At 70.6% G+C, this 14,586-nt stretch carries 14 protein-coding genes and 3 tRNA genes; 9 read left to right on the top strand and 8 right to left on the bottom strand.

The features are described from left to right. Positions 1-12: 12 nt before the first annotated feature. The 3 genes from ACIQCH_RS04315 to ACIQCH_RS04305 form a co-directional block, all read right to left on the bottom strand. A tRNA-Gly gene (locus ACIQCH_RS04315) sits at positions 13-85 on the bottom strand. Between the two features lie 95 nt (positions 86-180). Further along, a tRNA-Gly gene (locus ACIQCH_RS04310) sits at positions 181-252 on the bottom strand. Between the two features lie 190 nt (positions 253-442). Next, complete coding sequence (locus ACIQCH_RS04305) at positions 443-760, bottom strand: Lsr2 family protein (RefSeq protein ID WP_402577775.1); 318 nt, start codon at positions 758-760, stop codon at positions 443-445. A gap of 327 nt (positions 761-1,087) precedes the next feature. Between ACIQCH_RS04305 and purS the strand changes: the two genes are divergently transcribed. The 5 genes from purS to ACIQCH_RS04280 all read left to right on the top strand — a co-directional run bounded on the left by purS (position 1,088) and on the right by ACIQCH_RS04280 (position 5,677). Then, on the top strand, positions 1,088-1,339 hold the full coding sequence (purS, locus tag ACIQCH_RS04300) for a phosphoribosylformylglycinamidine synthase subunit PurS (protein ID WP_037887251.1): 252 nt from the start codon (positions 1,088-1,090) through the stop codon (positions 1,337-1,339). Positions 1,340-1,341: 2 nt separating this feature from the next. Continuing rightward, the gene (purQ, locus tag ACIQCH_RS04295; protein WP_402577773.1) at positions 1,342-2,022 is read left to right on the top strand and encodes a phosphoribosylformylglycinamidine synthase subunit PurQ; all 681 of its coding nucleotides are present in this window, start codon (positions 1,342-1,344) and stop codon (positions 2,020-2,022) included. Beyond that, complete coding sequence (gene purL, locus ACIQCH_RS04290) at positions 2,019-4,268, top strand: phosphoribosylformylglycinamidine synthase subunit PurL (protein ID WP_402577771.1); 2,250 nt, start codon at positions 2,019-2,021, stop codon at positions 4,266-4,268. The genes purQ and purL overlap by 4 nt, the downstream gene beginning before the upstream one ends. Before the next feature lie 81 nt (positions 4,269-4,349). Beyond that, positions 4,350-5,141 carry a sterol carrier family protein gene (locus ACIQCH_RS04285; protein WP_402577769.1) on the top strand — a complete coding sequence of 264 codons (792 nt, stop codon included), beginning with the start codon at positions 4,350-4,352 and terminating at the stop codon, positions 5,139-5,141. Between the two features lie 47 nt (positions 5,142-5,188). Continuing rightward, positions 5,189-5,677 carry an META domain-containing protein gene (locus ACIQCH_RS04280; protein ID WP_402577767.1) on the top strand — a complete coding sequence of 163 codons (489 nt, stop codon included), beginning with the start codon at positions 5,189-5,191 and terminating at the stop codon, positions 5,675-5,677. Positions 5,678-5,760: 83 nt separating this feature from the next. Here the strand turns inward: ACIQCH_RS04280 and ACIQCH_RS04275 are convergent, their stop codons facing one another. Both ACIQCH_RS04275 and ACIQCH_RS04270 read right to left on the bottom strand, forming a co-directional pair. Further along, positions 5,761-7,209: a sulfatase gene (locus tag ACIQCH_RS04275; RefSeq protein ID WP_402577765.1), complete on the bottom strand. Its 1,449-nt coding sequence runs from the start codon at positions 7,207-7,209 to the stop codon at positions 5,761-5,763. A 124-nt stretch (positions 7,210-7,333) separates the two neighbouring features. After that, positions 7,334-7,429, bottom strand: a complete 96-nt coding sequence (locus tag ACIQCH_RS04270) for a putative leader peptide (protein WP_402577763.1) — start codon at positions 7,427-7,429, stop codon at positions 7,334-7,336. A 145-nt stretch (positions 7,430-7,574) separates the two neighbouring features. On the opposite strand from ACIQCH_RS04270, the gene purF reads away from it, so the two are divergent. Continuing rightward, positions 7,575-9,092, top strand: coding sequence for an amidophosphoribosyltransferase (purF, locus tag ACIQCH_RS04265; protein ID WP_030193627.1), 1,518 nt, complete (start codon positions 7,575-7,577; stop codon positions 9,090-9,092). Positions 9,093-9,129: 37 nt separating this feature from the next. Further along, complete coding sequence (purM, locus tag ACIQCH_RS04260) at positions 9,130-10,197, top strand: phosphoribosylformylglycinamidine cyclo-ligase (protein ID WP_402577760.1); 1,068 nt, start codon at positions 9,130-9,132, stop codon at positions 10,195-10,197. 119 nt (positions 10,198-10,316) lie between these two features. Here the strand turns inward: purM and ACIQCH_RS04255 are convergent, their stop codons facing one another. Both ACIQCH_RS04255 and ACIQCH_RS04250 read right to left on the bottom strand, forming a co-directional pair. Next, positions 10,317-10,580, bottom strand: coding sequence for a DUF3073 domain-containing protein (locus ACIQCH_RS04255; protein ID WP_402577758.1), 264 nt, complete (start codon positions 10,578-10,580; stop codon positions 10,317-10,319). 294 nt (positions 10,581-10,874) lie between these two features. Next, on the bottom strand, positions 10,875-11,981 hold the full coding sequence (locus ACIQCH_RS04250; RefSeq protein ID WP_402577756.1) for a Leu/Phe/Val dehydrogenase: 1,107 nt from the start codon (positions 11,979-11,981) through the stop codon (positions 10,875-10,877). 172 nt (positions 11,982-12,153) lie between these two features. On the opposite strand from ACIQCH_RS04250, the gene ACIQCH_RS04245 reads away from it, so the two are divergent. Both ACIQCH_RS04245 and bldC read left to right on the top strand, forming a co-directional pair. Beyond that, positions 12,154-13,032 (top strand): hypothetical protein, encoded by an 879-nt coding sequence (locus ACIQCH_RS04245; protein ID WP_402577754.1) that lies wholly within the window; start codon positions 12,154-12,156, stop codon positions 13,030-13,032. A 494-nt stretch (positions 13,033-13,526) separates the two neighbouring features. Continuing rightward, the gene (gene bldC, locus ACIQCH_RS04240; RefSeq protein ID WP_003949541.1) at positions 13,527-13,733 is read left to right on the top strand and encodes a developmental transcriptional regulator BldC; all 207 of its coding nucleotides are present in this window, start codon (positions 13,527-13,529) and stop codon (positions 13,731-13,733) included. Positions 13,734-14,507: 774 nt separating this feature from the next. Here the strand turns inward: bldC and ACIQCH_RS04235 are convergent. After that, positions 14,508-14,581: transfer RNA gene (locus tag ACIQCH_RS04235), tRNA-Asp, on the bottom strand. Between the last annotated feature and the right edge of the window lie 5 nt (positions 14,582-14,586).

The raw sequence follows: 14,586 nt of genomic DNA, 5'->3' as shown, positions 1-14,586 counted from the left end.
GCCTTCTTCCTGAGCGGACGACGAGATTCGAACTCGCGACCCTCACCTTGGCAAGGTGATGCTCTACCAACTGAGCCACGTCCGCATGCCTCCGACCACCAGCTTGAAAAAACTGGAGCCGCCGGGCGGTGCGAGCACCACTCTACCCGATCCACCGAAGTGGTTGGTAAAGAGATGCAGAGCGGGTGACAGGAATCGCACACTGCGCCTTCCCCCTGGAAGGGGGATGTTCTGCTACTGAACTACACCCGCACGACCTTGTGGGCTTCTGACCTGCGGTCTCGGCCCCTTCGGCGTGATCCACACACTAGCCGATCGCGAGGGGGGTTTGGCAAATCGCGGTGGTCGGGGCGGTGGCCCCGCGGTGCCGCGGTGCCGGGCGGCACCGCGGCGGCGGGGTCGGGACGTGGCCCCGGTGGGCCCCCGGCGGTCGCCGGCGGGCTCAGTGGGCCTCGGTGTAGGCCTCGTACACCTTCTTCGGGATCCGGCCGCGCGGCGGTACGTCGAGCTGGTTGGACCGGGCCCAGGCGCGGACCACGGCCGGGTCGGGTGCCAGGGCGGTGTGCTTGAAGGTCTTGCCGGAGCGCGCCTGGCGGCGGCCGGCCGCCACGTAAGGGGCGAGGCCCTCGCGCAGTTCCTTTGCGTTGGCAAGATTGAGGTCGATCTCGTAGGACTTACCGTCAAGGCCGAAGACAACCGTTTCCGCCGCTTCTCCGCCATCGAGGTCGTCGGAGATCGTGACTACTACGCGCTGCGCCACGGATATCGGTCCCTTCGTGCGGCACCCGCCGTACTCACGCCGCTGTGACGTGCGGTGATGCCGACTGTATGGATGTTTCGGAACAATGCTGGTTTGTCGCTGAATCCCTGAGGATTCCTTTGTACCGCGATTCCCAATGCATTGTGAAGCCCAGTTAATTCTGCTGGCGTGTCCCACCGCAATCCTGTACGGGAGGTTTTCCGGGCGATTTTGTGAAGTGTTGGTGCGGGCGAAACGTGCCACCCGGGCGGCCCTGTGGATATCTACCCGCGTAGAAATTTCGGGCGGGTACGCTGAAGGAACCGCCGCACCAACCATCCATCGGGAGTGCCCGTGGCACGCGTCGTAGTCGACGTCATGCTCAAGCCGGAGATCCTCGACCCCCAGGGCCAGGCGGTGCAGCGTGCACTGCCGCGCCTGGGCTTCAAGGGGATCGCCGACGTCCGCCAGGGGAAGCGCTTCGAGCTCGAGGTGGAGGGCCCTGTCGACCAGGCCGCCCTCGACCGCATCCACGAGATGGCCGAAACGTTCCTCGCCAACACCGTCATCGAAGACTTCACCGTGAAGGTCGAGGACTGACGGTGACCACTCGCATCGGAGTCGTCACGTTCCCCGGAACGCTCGACGACCGTGACTCGCTCCGTGCCGTCCGCCTCGCGGGCGCCGAGCCGGTCTCGCTCTGGCACCGCGACAAGGACCTGCACCAGGTCGACGCGGTCGTCCTCGCGGGCGGCTTCTCCTACGGCGACTACCTGCGCGCGGGAGCCATCTCCCGCTTCTCGCCGGTCATGGAGACGATCATCGAGCAGGCGAAGGCGGGCATGCCCGTCCTCGGCATCTGCAACGGCTTCCAGGTCCTCACCGAGGCCCACCTGCTGCCGGGCGCGATGCTGCGCAACAACCACCTGCACTTCATCTGCCGCGACCAGAAGCTCCGCGTCGAGAACGCCGGGACCGCCTGGACCGGCGACTACGAGCAGGACGAGGAGATCTCGATCCCGCTCAAGAACATGGACGGCCGCTACGTCGCCGACCAGCGCACCCTGGACGAACTGGAGGGCGAGGGCCGCGTGGCCTTCCGCTACCTCGACTTCAACCCGAACGGGTCGCTGAACGACATCGCCGGCATCACCAACGCGGCGGGCAACGTCGTCGGTCTGATGCCGCACCCCGAGCACGCGGTCGAGCCGCTGGTCGGAACGGGTCGCACCGACGGCCTGCCGTTCTTCACCTCGGTCCTGAAGAAGCTGGTAAGCGCATGAGCCTCGACACCGTCAAGAACGCGACCGAGACCCCCGACGCCTCCCAGCCGTGGCAGGAGCTCGGCCTCAAGGAGGACGAGTACGCCCGGATCCGCGAGATCCTGGGCCGTCGCCCCACCGGTGCCGAGCTCGCCATGTACTCGGTCATGTGGTCGGAGCACTGCTCGTACAAGAGCAGCAAGGTCCACCTGAAGCAGTTCGGCGAGAAGGCCCCCGAGAACGACGCCATGCTCGTCGGCATCGGCGAGAACGCCGGCGTCGTCGACGTGGGCCAGGGTTACGCGGTCACCTTCAAGGTCGAGTCGCACAACCACCCCTCGTACATCGAGCCCTACCAGGGCGCGGCCACCGGCGTCGGCGGCATCGTCCGCGACATCCTCGCCATGGGTGCCCGCCCGGTCGCCGTCGTCGACCCGCTGCGCTTCGGCGCGGCCGACCACCCCGACACCAAGCGCGTCCTGCCGGGCGTCGTCGCGGGCATCGGCGGCTACGGCAACTGCCTGGGCCTGCCCAACATCGGCGGCGAGGTCGTCTTCGACGCCTGCTACCAGGGCAACCCGCTGGTCAACGCCGGCTGCATCGGCGTCATGAAGCACGAGGACATCCACCTCGCCAAGGCCTCCGGCCCCGGCAACAAGGTCATCCTCTACGGCGCCCGCACCGGCGGCGACGGCATCGGCGGCGTCTCGGTCCTCGCGTCCGAGACCTTCGACGACACCAAGCCCACCAAGCGCCCCGCCGTCCAGGTCGGCGACCCCTTCCAGGAGAAGCTCCTCATCGAGTGCACCCTGGAGATCTTCAAGGAGAAGCTGGTCGCGGGCATCCAGGACCTCGGCGGCGCCGGCCTGTCCTGCGCCACCTCCGAGCTGGCCTCGGCCGGTTCCGGCGGCATGCGCGTCGAGCTCGACACCGTCCCGCTGCGCGACGCGACGCTCTCGCCCGAGGAGATCCTCATGAGCGAGTCGCAGGAGCGCATGTGCGCGATCGTCGAGCCGCAGCACGTCGACCGCTTCATGGAGATCTGCGAGAAGTGGGACGTCATCGCCACCGTCATCGGTGAGGTGACCGACGGCGAGCGCCTGGAGATCTTCTGGCACGGCGAGCAGATCGTGGACGTGCCCCCGGGCACCGTCGCCCACGAGGGCCCGGTCTACCACCGCCCGTACGCCCGTCCGGACTGGCAGGACGCCCTCCAGGCCGACGACGCGAACAAGCTGCCCCGCCCGCAGAGCTCCGCCGAGCTCCGCGAGCAGGTCCTCGCCCTGATCTCGTCGCCGAACCAGGCCTCGAAGTCCTGGGTCACCGACCAGTACGACCGCTTCGTGCAGGGCAACACCGTCCTCGCGCAGCCCGAGGACGCCGGCATGGTCCGCATCGACGAGGAGACCAACCTCGGCGTGGCCATGGCGACCGACGGCAACGGCCGGTACGCCAAGCTCGACCCGTACACCGGCGCGCAGCTGGCCCTCGCGGAGGCGTACCGCAACGTCGCCGCCACGGGTGCCAAGCCGCTGGCCATCTCGGACTGCCTGAACTTCGGCTCCCCCGAGGACCCGGGCGTCATGTGGCAGTTCGCCGAGGCCACGCGCGGTCTCGCGGACGGCTGCCTGGAGCTGGGCACGCCCGTCACCGGCGGCAACGTGTCCCTGTACAACCAGACCGGCGAGACGGCGATCCACCCCACCCCCGTGGTGGCGGTCCTCGGTGTCATCGACGACGTCACCCGGCGCACGCCGATGGCGTTCAAGGAGGAGGGCCAGCTGCTGTACCTCCTCGGCGACACCCGCGAGGAGCTCGGCGGCTCGGCCTGGTCCCAGGTCGTCCACGACCACCTCGGCGGCCTGCCGCCCCAGGTGGACCTGGGCCGCGAGAAGCTCCTCGCCGAGATCTTGATCTCGGCCTCGCGCGACGGCATGATCGACGCCGCGCACGACCTCTCCGACGGCGGCGTCGTCCAGGCGCTGACCGAGTCCTGCCTGCGCGGCGGCAACGGCGCGCGCGTGGTGGTCCCGGAGGGTCTGGACGCCTTCACCTTCCTCTTCTCCGAGTCCGCGGGCCGCGCCATCGTGGCCGTCCCGCGCAGCGAGGAGCTCCGCTTCACCGACATGTGCGGCGCCCGGGGCCTCCCGGCCACCCGCATCGGTGTCGTGGACGGCGAGGAGATCGAGGTCCAGGGCGAGTTCAGCATCCCGCTGGCCGAGCTCCGCGAGGCCCACGAGGCGACCATCCCGGCCCTCCTGGCCTGACCGGCACGCACCGGACGCCCCTGGCCGGGCCGGATCCCGTACTCCCGTACGGTGTCCGGCCCGGCCAGTACGCTCGGCCGTATGCCGACTCCTCGCAAGCCCCGGGCCCGCAGCTACGACCCCGCGAAGACCAGGGCGGCGGTGCGTGCCCAGTACGCGCACGTCGCCGCGGCCGTGGGGGAGTTGACCGAGGAGCAGCTCGCCCGGCCCGCCGGCCTCGGCGCGTGGACGGTGCGCGACCTGGCGGCGCACATCGCCTGGGCGGTGGGCTCGCTGTCGGCCGCGGCCGCCAGGCCGCCGGCCGCGACGGCGGAAGTCACCGTGCAGAGCTGGCCGTTCGCCACCGAGCCGATCCGCGACCGGATCGAGGACGCGCACCGCAACAAGGAGGCCGAACCGCTGGCCGCGCTGTACGCGCGCACCGGCGAGCGGTTCTCCGAGCTGCTGGACGTGCTGCCCGGCGACCGGCTGCTCGGGCTGTGGATCGGCGGCATGACGGTCGCCGACTTCGTCGTGACGCGGGCCGTCGAGCTCGTCGTCCACACCGACGACCTCAACCGGGCCCTGGGCGGCACGGTCCCGCTGGACCGGCAGGCCCTCGCCACCTGCGTACGGGTGCTCGCCGACGCCCTGGCCGCGAAGGCCCCGGGCGGTTCCGTCGAGGTCCGGGTCCCGCCCTTCGCGGTGGTGCAGTGCGTCGAGGGGCCCCGGCACACCCGCGGCACCCCGCCCAACGTCGTCGAGACCGATCCGCTCACGTGGATCCGGCTGGCCACCGGGCGGCTCGGCTGGGCCGAGGCGGTGGCCGGAGCCCGGGTCGGCGCCAGCGGCGAGCGGGCCGACCTGGACGCGTTCCTGCCGGTGATGAGCTGATCCGACAAGCGGGGGAACCGGTTCGGGACGAGCCCCGTCAGAGGGGCATGCGTACCCACCACGTGATCCTCGCGACCGCGGCCGCTGCCGCCACCCTCCTGCTGTCCGGCTGCGGCACCGCCACGTCCACGACGGAGTCGGACGCCAAGGGCAAGACGGTGGTCGACACCGCCGCCCGTCCCAAGTCCGCGCCGCTGGCGGGCACCCGCTGGAACGTCACCGGCCTGCTCGCGGGCAAGGCCGCCGCCTCGCTGCCGGCCGGCAGCGGCGGCAAGGCGTACCTCGTGATCGGCCAGGACGGCACGGCCCACGGCAACACCGGCTGCAACGACTTCCACACCACGGCCAAGACCACCGGCTCGACCGTCCAGTTCGGTCCGATCGCCGCCACCGGCGCCTCCTGCACCGGCCCGTACGCCGACCTGGACGCGGCCGTGACGGCCGTCCTGAGCGGCCCCGTCACCTACGGCGTCCAGGCCGGCACCCTGACCCTGACCGGCGCCGAGGGCAAGGGCCTGCGCGCCACCGCGGAGTGATCCCGGCGGGGCCCGCCATCCGTGCGTGCGCAGGCCCCGCCACGGGCGGGCTGGTCCCGTGCACAGGCCCCGCCGCAGACCGCCTAGTAGGGGAGGAGGCCCGCGTCGGTCTCCTCCCAGGCCGCCCGGAGCGCGGCCAGCCGGCCCGGCTCCAAGGCCGCCTTGTCGGCCTGCTCGCGGACGTCGCCGGCCAGGTCGAACAGCTGGTCCCGGCCGGCCTTGCCGCGGTAGTACTTCCAGTCGCCGCGGCGCAGCGCCCGTTCGCCCCGGACGCGCCAGAAGAGGTCCCGCTCCGCGAGTTCCTCGCCCCGCAGCAGGTAGCCGGCCAGGCTCGTGCCGTCCAGCGGGTACGCCGGGTGCGGGCGGGCGGCGGCCAGTTCCAGCAGGGTGGCGGTCCAGTCCGGGCTGAACACCGGCTCGTGGCTGACCTGGCCGCCCTCGATCCGCGCGGGCCAGCGCAGGATCGTGGGCACCCGGATGCCACCCTCCTGGAGGGAGGCCTTGTTGCCGGACAGCGGCCAGTTGTGGGAGAAGCGCTCGCCGCCGTTGTCGCTGGCGAAGAGGACCAGGGTGTCCCGCTCCCGGCCCGCGCGCCGCAGTGCGTCCAGCACCTCGCCGACGGACCGGTCGAGGTCCTCGACCATCTCCTTGTACTTCCCGATCGAGCCGCCGTCCTGGTGCCACAGCGCCCGGGCGTCGCCGGCCTTGATGCGGCGGACGATCTCGGCGCTCTCCGCCTCGTCGCCGTCGGCGATCCAGGGCCAGTGCGGGGTCGTGAAGTTCAGGTTCAGCAGCCAGGGCCGGTCGTGCTCGCGGGCGACGTACTCGCTCGCCCGCTCCGTCAGGATCCGTGTGTAGTAGCGCAGGTCCTTGTACGCCGCGTCGCCCTCGTACAGGTCGTACTCGCCGCCGAGCCCGAGCTTGGAGTAGTACTCCAGCGCGCCGCCGAAGTTGCCGAAGAACTCGTCCCAGCCCGACCTGGTGGGGCTGTAGTCGGGCAGGTAGCCGCAGTGCCACTTGCCGATCAGCGCGGTGGCGTAGCCGGCGCCGCGCAGCAGTGAGGCGAGCGTGGGGTGGGTGGGTTCCAGGCCGACGGAGCGGTCGGCGATGGGCTCGGCCAGACCGCCCTTCGTCCGGCCCGGGTACCGGCCGGTGTAGAGGCTGAAACGGGTCGGGGAGCAGGTCGCGGAGCCGGCGTAGGCGTCGGTGAAGCGCACGCCCTGGCGGGCGAGGCGGTCGAGGTTCGGGGTCGCGATGTGCGGGGAGCCGTACGCGGACAGGTCCGCCCAGCCGAGGTCGTCGCCCAGGACCACCAGGACGTTCGGGCGGCCGGAGCGGCGGTGGCGGGCGGCCCGGAAGGGGCGCTCGCCGGACCGCTCGTACGGGCCGTCCGCGGGGCCGGGAGCGGCGGTGGAACCGGGGGCTCCGGGGCCCCCGGCGGCCGTCGCCGGGGTGGTCGTCCCGAGGAGGGCGGCGGTCGCGGCGGTCGCCCCGAAGGCGCGGCGGGACAGGGGGGAGTCAGAGGAAGACACGAAAGCTCCAAGGCGTAGCGCGCCGCAGCCGGCTCCGGGCGGGCGCGGGACGGCGCACGGCACGACGGAGCGGGGCGGGCGGTGGGAAAGCCGGGAAACCCGAGAAAGGGATAAAGAGTTGTGGCTACGCGGAGCAGCGACAGATGGCGCTCGCGACACGGACCAGGTCGACGTGCCGGCGCTCGACGAGGGTGACGACCACGTCACCGAGAGGCTGCATGGGGCAGAGCCTCCGGTGGATCACTTGGATAAGTCAACAAGTGATCCGAATAGCGAGACGGAGGCGTTCCGTCACCCTCTGTGCTGTGAGATTTCCCGGCCCTCCCGAATTCGGACCAGTGGTCGACGTCGCCTAGACTCGAGGTGTGCCTCGTGGTGATGGACGACTCAACCACGACCTGCTCCCCGGCGAGAAGGGCCCCCAGGACGCTTGCGGCGTCTTCGGTGTCTGGGCTCCGGGTGAAGAGGTCGCCAAGCTCACCTACTTCGGACTGTATGCACTGCAGCACCGCGGACAAGAATCCGCGGGCATCGCTGTGAGCAACGGTTCCCAGATCCTCGTCTTCAAGGACATGGGCCTCGTGTCCCAGGTCTTCGACGAAACCTCCCTCGGCTCCCTCCAGGGCCACATCGCGGTCGGTCACGCCCGCTACTCCACCACCGGAGCCTCGGTGTGGGAGAACGCGCAGCCGACCTTCCGTGCGACCGCCCACGGCTCTATCGCCCTGGGTCACAACGGCAACCTGGTGAACACCGCCGAGCTCGCCGAGATGGTCGCCGACCTGCCCAAGCAGGACGGCCGCGCCACCCAGGTGGCGGCCACCAACGACACCGACCTCGTGACGGCCCTGCTGGCCGGCCAGGTCGATGCCGACGGCAAGCCGCTGACCATCGAGGAAGCCGCGGCCGCGGTCCTGCCCAAGGTCCGCGGTGCCTTCTCCCTCGTCTTCATGGACGAGGGCACCCTGTACTGCGCCCGTGACCCGCAGGGCATCCGCCCGCTGGTCCTGGGCCGCCTGGAGCGCGGCTGGGTCGTCGCCTCCGAGACCGCCGCGCTCGACATCTGCGGCGCCAGCTTCGTCCGCGAGGTCGAGCCGGGTGAGATCGTCGCCATCGACGAGAACGGTCTGCGCACCTCGCGATTCGCGGAAGCGAAGCCCAAGGGCTGCGTTTTCGAGTACGTGTACCTGGCCCGCCCGGACACGGACATCGCCGGTCGGAACGTGTACCTCTCGCGCGTCGAGATGGGCCGCCGCCTGGCCAAGGAAGCGCCGGTCGACGCCGACCTGGTGATAGCGACGCCGGAATCGGGCACCCCCGCCGCCGTCGGCTACGCCGAGGCGAGCGGCATCCCGTACGGCTCCGGCCTGGTGAAGAACGCCTACGTCGGCCGGACCTTCATCCAGCCGTCCCAGACGATCCGCCAGCTCGGCATCCGTCTGAAGCTGAACCCCCTCAAGGAAGTCATCAAGGGCAAGCGCCTGGTGGTCGTCGACGACTCGATCGTCCGCGGCAACACCCAGCGGGCCCTGGTCAAGATGCTCCGCGAGGCCGGCGCCGCCGAGGTCCACATCCGGATCTCCTCCCCGCCGGTGAAGTGGCCGTGCTTCTTCGGCATCGACTTCGCCACCCGCGCGGAGCTGATCGCCAACGGCATGTCGGTCGACGAGATCGGCAAGTCCCTCGGAGCGGACTCCCTCGCGTACATCTCGCTCGACGCGATGGTCGAGGCGACCACCATCCAGAAGCCGAACCTCTGCCGTGCCTGCTTCGACGGCGAGTACCCCATGGAGCTGCCCGACCCGGAGCTCCTGGGCAAGCAGCTGCTGGAGACCGAGCTGGCGGGCGGTACCGACGCCGCCGACGCGCTCCGTCGCCCGTAACCCCCCCACGCAGTACGACACGAAAGTTCTCAACCCCATGTCTGAGACCACCGGTGCCAGCTACGCGTCCGCGGGCGTCGACATCGAGGCGGGTGACCGTGCCGTCGAGCTGATGAAGGAGTGGGTGAAGAAGACCCAGCGCCCCGAGGTCCTCGGCGGCCTCGGCGGCTTCGCCGGCCTCTTCGACGCCTCCGCCCTCAAGCGCTACGAGCGGCCGCTGCTCGCCTCCGCCACCGACGGCGTCGGCACCAAGGTCGACATCGCCCGGCAGATGGGCGTGTACGACACCATCGGCCACGACCTGGTCGCGATGGTCATGGACGACATCGTCGTCTGCGGCGCCGAGCCGCTCTTCATGACCGACTACATCTGCGTGGGCAAGGTCCACCCGGAGCGGGTCGCCGCCATCGTCAAGGGCATCGCCGAGGGCTGCGTCCTGGCCGGCTGCGCCCTGGTCGGCGGCGAGACCGCCGAGCACCCGGGCCTGCTCGGACCGGACGACTTCGACGTCGCCGGCGCCGGCACCGGCGTGGTCGAGTACGACCGTCTGCTCGGTGCGGATCGCATCCGTACGGGGGACGCCGTCATCGCCATGGCGTCGTCCGGTCTTCACTCGAACGGGTACTCGCTGGTCCGGCACGTGCTCTTCGACCGCGCCGGGCTGACCCTCGACCGGCAGGTCCCGGAGTTCGGCCGCACCCTCGGCGAGGAGCTCCTGGAGCCCACGAAGATCTACTCGCTGGACTGCCTGGCGCTCACCCGGACCACCGAGGTGCACGCGTTCTCGCACATCACCGGCGGCGGCCTCGCGGCGAACCTCGCCCGGGTCATCCCGGACCACCTGCACGCCACGGTCGACCGCACCACCTGGACCCCGGGTGCCGTGTTCGACCTGGTCGGCAAGGCCGGCCGGGTGGAGCAGCTGGAGCTGGAGCGCACCCTGAACATGGGCGTCGGCATGATGGCCGTGGTCCCGCAGGAGTCGGTCGAGGTCGCCCTGACCACGCTGGCCGACCGCGGCGTCGACGCCTGGGTGGCCGGCGAGATCACCGAGCGGGGCGAGCACACCGAGGGTGCCACCCTGACCGGGTCCTACGCGGGCTGAGAGACATCGGCTGTGCTGCCCCCGGGCAGCACAGAACCCGGTCCGGGGCGCAGCCCTGGACCGGGTTCTGTGTTTGCGACGTTGTGTCGTGCGAGTGCGGTGAGCTGGGAGATCAGCCGTCAAGCACCGCGACGCTGCGACGACGGACCGGACTCGTCGTCCTCGTCGTCGTCGTCGTTGTACAGCTCCGCGTAGCGGGCGTACGGGTCGTCGTCCTCGTCGTCGTCCTCGAACGGCTCGCCGTTAGGCGGCTGGTTCGAAACCGGCTCCGAAGTCGATGCGCCCAGCTCGTTGGCCAGACGCGACAGGTCAGTCCCGCCGCTGCTGTACTTCAGCTGGCGGGCGACCTTCGTCTGCTTGGCCTTTGCCCGGCCGCGCCCCATGGCTCGACCCCCTCGGTGACGGGGCTCGACGGCCCCAGAGTCTTGACACGCGTTCATGATTCGGAACGGGCTCTCCGTGGAGAGACCGGTCCGTAGGGCTTCAACGGTACCTGCTTCCGCGGCCATACGGTACGTCGCCCGCATGACGCGCGCCGGAGCAGTACCGGCGAGTCGCCCCGTACTCGCTGGTCAGCTGCGATTTTAGCCCCTAATCGCGGGGCGACCCGCCGAAGTGCAGTGAGTCATGTCTCGCTGCTCTCCGGCGGGCCGCACTTGCGCCCGGGAGCCGGGTCGTTACGCCGTGCGCGCGGCGCGGGCGTCGGCCATCCGCTGCTCGGCGATCCGGTCGGCCGCGGCGGCCGGCGGAATGCCGTCCGCCTTCGCGCGAGCAAAGATCTCCAGCGTGGTGTCGAAGATCTTCGTGGCCTTGACCTTGCAGCGGTCGAAGTCGAAGCCGTGCAGCTCGTCGGCCACCTGGATCACGCCACCGGCGTTGACCACGTAGTCCGGGGCGTAGAGGATCCCGCGGTCGGCGAGGTCCTTCTCGATGCCCGGGTGGGCCAGCTGGTTGTTCGCCGCACCGCAGACGATCTTCGCGGTGAGGACCGGGACGGAGTCGTCGTTCAGGGCGCCGCCGAGCGCGCAGGGGGCGTAGATGTCCAGGCCCTCGGTGCGGATCAGCGCGTCGGTGTCCGCCACGGCCGTGACCTGCGGGTGCTTGTCGAGGATGCGCTGCACCGACTCCTGGCGGACGTCGGTGATGACGACCTCGGCGCCGTCGGCCAGCAGGTGCTCGACCAGGTAGTGGCCGACCTTGCCGACGCCCACGATGCCGACCTTGCGGCCGCGCAGGGTCGGGTCGCCCCACGCGTGCTGGGCGCTGGCCCGCATGCCCTGGAAGACGCCGTAGGCGGTGAGCACGGAGGAGTCGCCGGCGCCGCCGTTCTCGGGGGAGCGGCCGGTGGCCCAGCGGGTGGTGCGGGACACGACGTCCATGTCCGCGACGTACGTGCCGACGTCGCAGGCGGTCACGTAGCGGCCGCCCAGGGAGTCCACGAACCGGCCGTACGCGAGGAGCAGGTCCTCGGTCTTGATGAGCTCGGGGTCACCGATGATGACGGCCTTGCCGCCACCGTGGTCGAGACCGGCGAGCGCGTTCTTGTACGACATGCCGCGCGAGAGGTTCAGCGCGTCGAGCACCGCCTCCTCGTCGGAGGCGTACGCGTGGAAACGCGTGCCGCCGAGGGCCGGGCCCAGGGCGGTGTTGTGGATGGCGATGACGGCTTTGAGGCCCGTGGCTCGGTCCTGGCACAGCACGACTTGCTCGTGGCCGCCCTGCTCCGTGCGGAACAGGGTGTGCAGGACGCCGTCGGTCATTTCGGTCACGGTGGTGACTCCCATAGAGATGCGGCGGGAAGCCCTCCTATGGGTGGGGAGGGCGTGTAGGAGCAGGGTAAGACCAAAGGGGCCACCCGAAGGGCCCAGTGCCCGAGATCACCCTCCGGCGGAGTACCGGGGCCGGTTCCCGGCCGTGCGCGGAGTACGCGGGCGCGCGGCCGGGGAGTACGAAGACGTGACCGAATCCTCCGACTCCCGGGCGCCCTCCGCGCGGTCGGCGCTGACCGTCCCGTACGCCTCCTACCTGCGCGTGTACGAGCCCCTCGGGGCCTTCCCGGAGCCCGAGCGCACGCACTGGTCGCAGTACGCGCGGCGCCCGGAGATCCCGTCGTACCAGGACGAACTGCGCCGTGCCCTGGCGGACTTGGTGCCGGTCCCGCCGGTGGGGGTGCCGGTGCACGAGAGCGCGGACGCGTTCGTGGCCGAGGTCGACGGGGTGCTGCTGGTGTGTCCCTGGCGGACCCGGCTGCGGGCGTGGCTGGCGCTGGCGGAGCTGGCCGGGGCCGGCCCGGGCGGTGCCGGGGGGCAGTTCCCGGCTCCCGTGCTGGACGTGGCGCTGCCGCCGGTGGTGCGGGGACAGGCGGCTGCGGACTACGAGCGCTGGCGGGAGCGGAACCCGGACGCCCGTCCGTGGATCCGGTCCGCGGTGTGGCAGGTGCCACTGCGCTGGTTCGTGCTTTTCACGGACGATGAGCGCGAGTACGTTCCGGGGGAGCGGCTGCGGTACCGGGCGCCGATGGTGCAGGGCCGCCGGCGGCTGGCCCGGGCGCTGCGGACGCTGCGCGGGGCCGAGGGCTTCGCGGCGCTGGCCGAGGCCCTGGTGGACGTGGGCCGCTGGCTCGAGGAGTTCCACCCGGGCTCGATGATCGAGCTCGACTACGGCGGTCTCGTGCACGGGTTGCCGGAGGAGCGGCTGGCCGGGGACCGGTCCGCCGCCGACCTGGCCGGCGGGCTGACGGCGCTGCGGGAGGGCGACGAGGCGGCCGCGCAGGAGGCGTACGAGCTGCTGGCCGCGCGCTGGCGGGCGGTCCGGGAGCGGCTGTTCGCCAACTGAGCGGTGGAGCTCGTAAAGGGGTCCTTACGGAACTCGGGAGGTCGGTCCGGGACCTACGTCCCGATCCGGGCCATTGGCCCAAGCGTGACGGACCGCACTAACTACACCCTTGCGCCGTTCCCCTACCCTCGTGCCAAAATAGGACAAGGAGTCCGGGGAGGGTTCCTTCCGCCCGAGAATGGGCGGAATGCTTGGTATTGCACACTATGGGGGGTGAGATGGCCCCCGATTGCGCTGTGACTGATCGTCACTGTCAGGTGACTGTCCGTTATGGGTGGGTCCATCGGCTTCCGTCGCGGATGAACACCTCAGAGGGCAATTCCATCGGTTTGGCCGACGTGGCTGGACAGATGGTGTAGTTGTAGTGCCGAGGACAAGCCGTTCGTCCTATAACCGACTCGGCCCGCGTATGTCCATTTCGGGCAACGCGGGCCAAGGTGCAGAATTTAGAGGAAAGAACCGAGATTGGTTCGGTTCTCCCGAGGAGGCCGCTCATGACCGCTCGCACCCCTGATGCCGAGCCGCTGCTGACCCCGGCTGAGGTCGCCACCATGTTCCGCGTGGACCCGAAGACGGTCACCCGCTGGGCCAAGGCTGGCAAGCTCACGTCCATCCGCACCCTGGGTGGGCACCGCCGCTACCGCGAGGCTGAGGTCCGCGCCCTGCTGGCGGGAATTCCGCAGCAGCGCAGCGAGGCCTGAGTTACCGCCCCAGTAACACAGCACCCCGTTTTGCCGGGACTTAATCGGGTCCCCCAACCCGATTGACCCACACAGCTCCATACGACGGGACCTGCCCCAACAGGTCCTCAGCCCCTGCTCGGCAGGTGCGAAGTCGTCCGATCGCGCTGGACTCCGCCGGGTCCAGCGCGATCTTTTTTGTGCCCCGCGCCGGCGGCCGGGGCGAGGTGCAATTGCACATACAAAATCGACGCGACGTAGGGGCGCCATAAGTGCCCTGGTTCCAAAAACTCATGCGGTGACACCTGTCACATCCGTTGCCCCTTGTCATTCCGGCATTGGCCCCGTAAGGGGACTCCTCGGTCGAGACCGGTCATGCGGACGGGGGACTTTTGCGCCGACCTTACGGAATTGTCCATTCCACTTTCGGGTGACGTCGAAACACGTGGGGCGCGAAGAGGCGCACGAAAACTTTCCGCGCGCCCCCGGGGACCCGCGCGGCCACCGTGGCCTCCGGCGCCCCCGACACGCCCGACGCGGCGGGCGTGACCCCTGGAGCCCCCCGGGCGGCCTCAGGGGACCCGGGAGCAGCGTCGGACGGGTGTGGTCGGCGCGGGGCGGCGGGCGCGGCGCGGGGACGGCGCGGGGGCGGAGCCGAGGTGACGCGGGGCCGGCCGCGAGGGAGGCGCGGGGGCGGTCGCGGGACGGGGTCAACGCGGGGCGGAGCTGGCCCTGGTCCGCGTCCCCGGAAAACGCCGAAGCCCGCATCCTGGGGATGCGGGCTTCGACCTGCTGCGATCCTGACGGGACTTGAACCCGCGACCTCCACCTTGACAGGGTGGCGAGCTAACCAACTGCTCCACAGGACCTTGGT

The organism is Streptomyces sp. NPDC093225, from assembly GCF_044753805.1.
GTDB lineage: Bacteria > Actinomycetota > Actinomycetes > Streptomycetales > Streptomycetaceae > Streptomyces.
This window is presented reverse-complemented; position numbering and strand designations above follow the sequence as displayed.

What these genes read in the sequence shown, in the direction of transcription:
- purL (WP_402577771.1), top strand. Translation starts at nt 2,019, where the DNA reads ATGAGCCTCGACACCGTCAAGAACGCGACCGAGACCCCCGACGCCTCC.
- ACIQCH_RS04285 (WP_402577769.1), top strand. Translation starts at nt 4,350, where the DNA reads ATGCCGACTCCTCGCAAGCCCCGGGCCCGCAGCTACGACCCCGCGAAG.
- ACIQCH_RS04280 (WP_402577767.1), top strand. Translation starts at nt 5,189, where the DNA reads ATGCGTACCCACCACGTGATCCTCGCGACCGCGGCCGCTGCCGCCACC.
- ACIQCH_RS04270 (WP_402577763.1), bottom strand. Translation starts at nt 7,429, where the DNA reads ATGCAGCCTCTCGGTGACGTGGTCGTCACCCTCGTCGAGCGCCGGCAC.
- purM (WP_402577760.1), top strand. Translation starts at nt 9,130, where the DNA reads ATGTCTGAGACCACCGGTGCCAGCTACGCGTCCGCGGGCGTCGACATC.
- ACIQCH_RS04255 (WP_402577758.1), bottom strand. Translation starts at nt 10,580, where the DNA reads ATGGGGCGCGGCCGGGCAAAGGCCAAGCAGACGAAGGTCGCCCGCCAG.
- ACIQCH_RS04250 (WP_402577756.1), bottom strand. Translation starts at nt 11,981, where the DNA reads ATGGGAGTCACCACCGTGACCGAAATGACCGACGGCGTCCTGCACACC.
- bldC (WP_003949541.1), top strand. Translation starts at nt 13,527, where the DNA reads ATGACCGCTCGCACCCCTGATGCCGAGCCGCTGCTGACCCCGGCTGAG.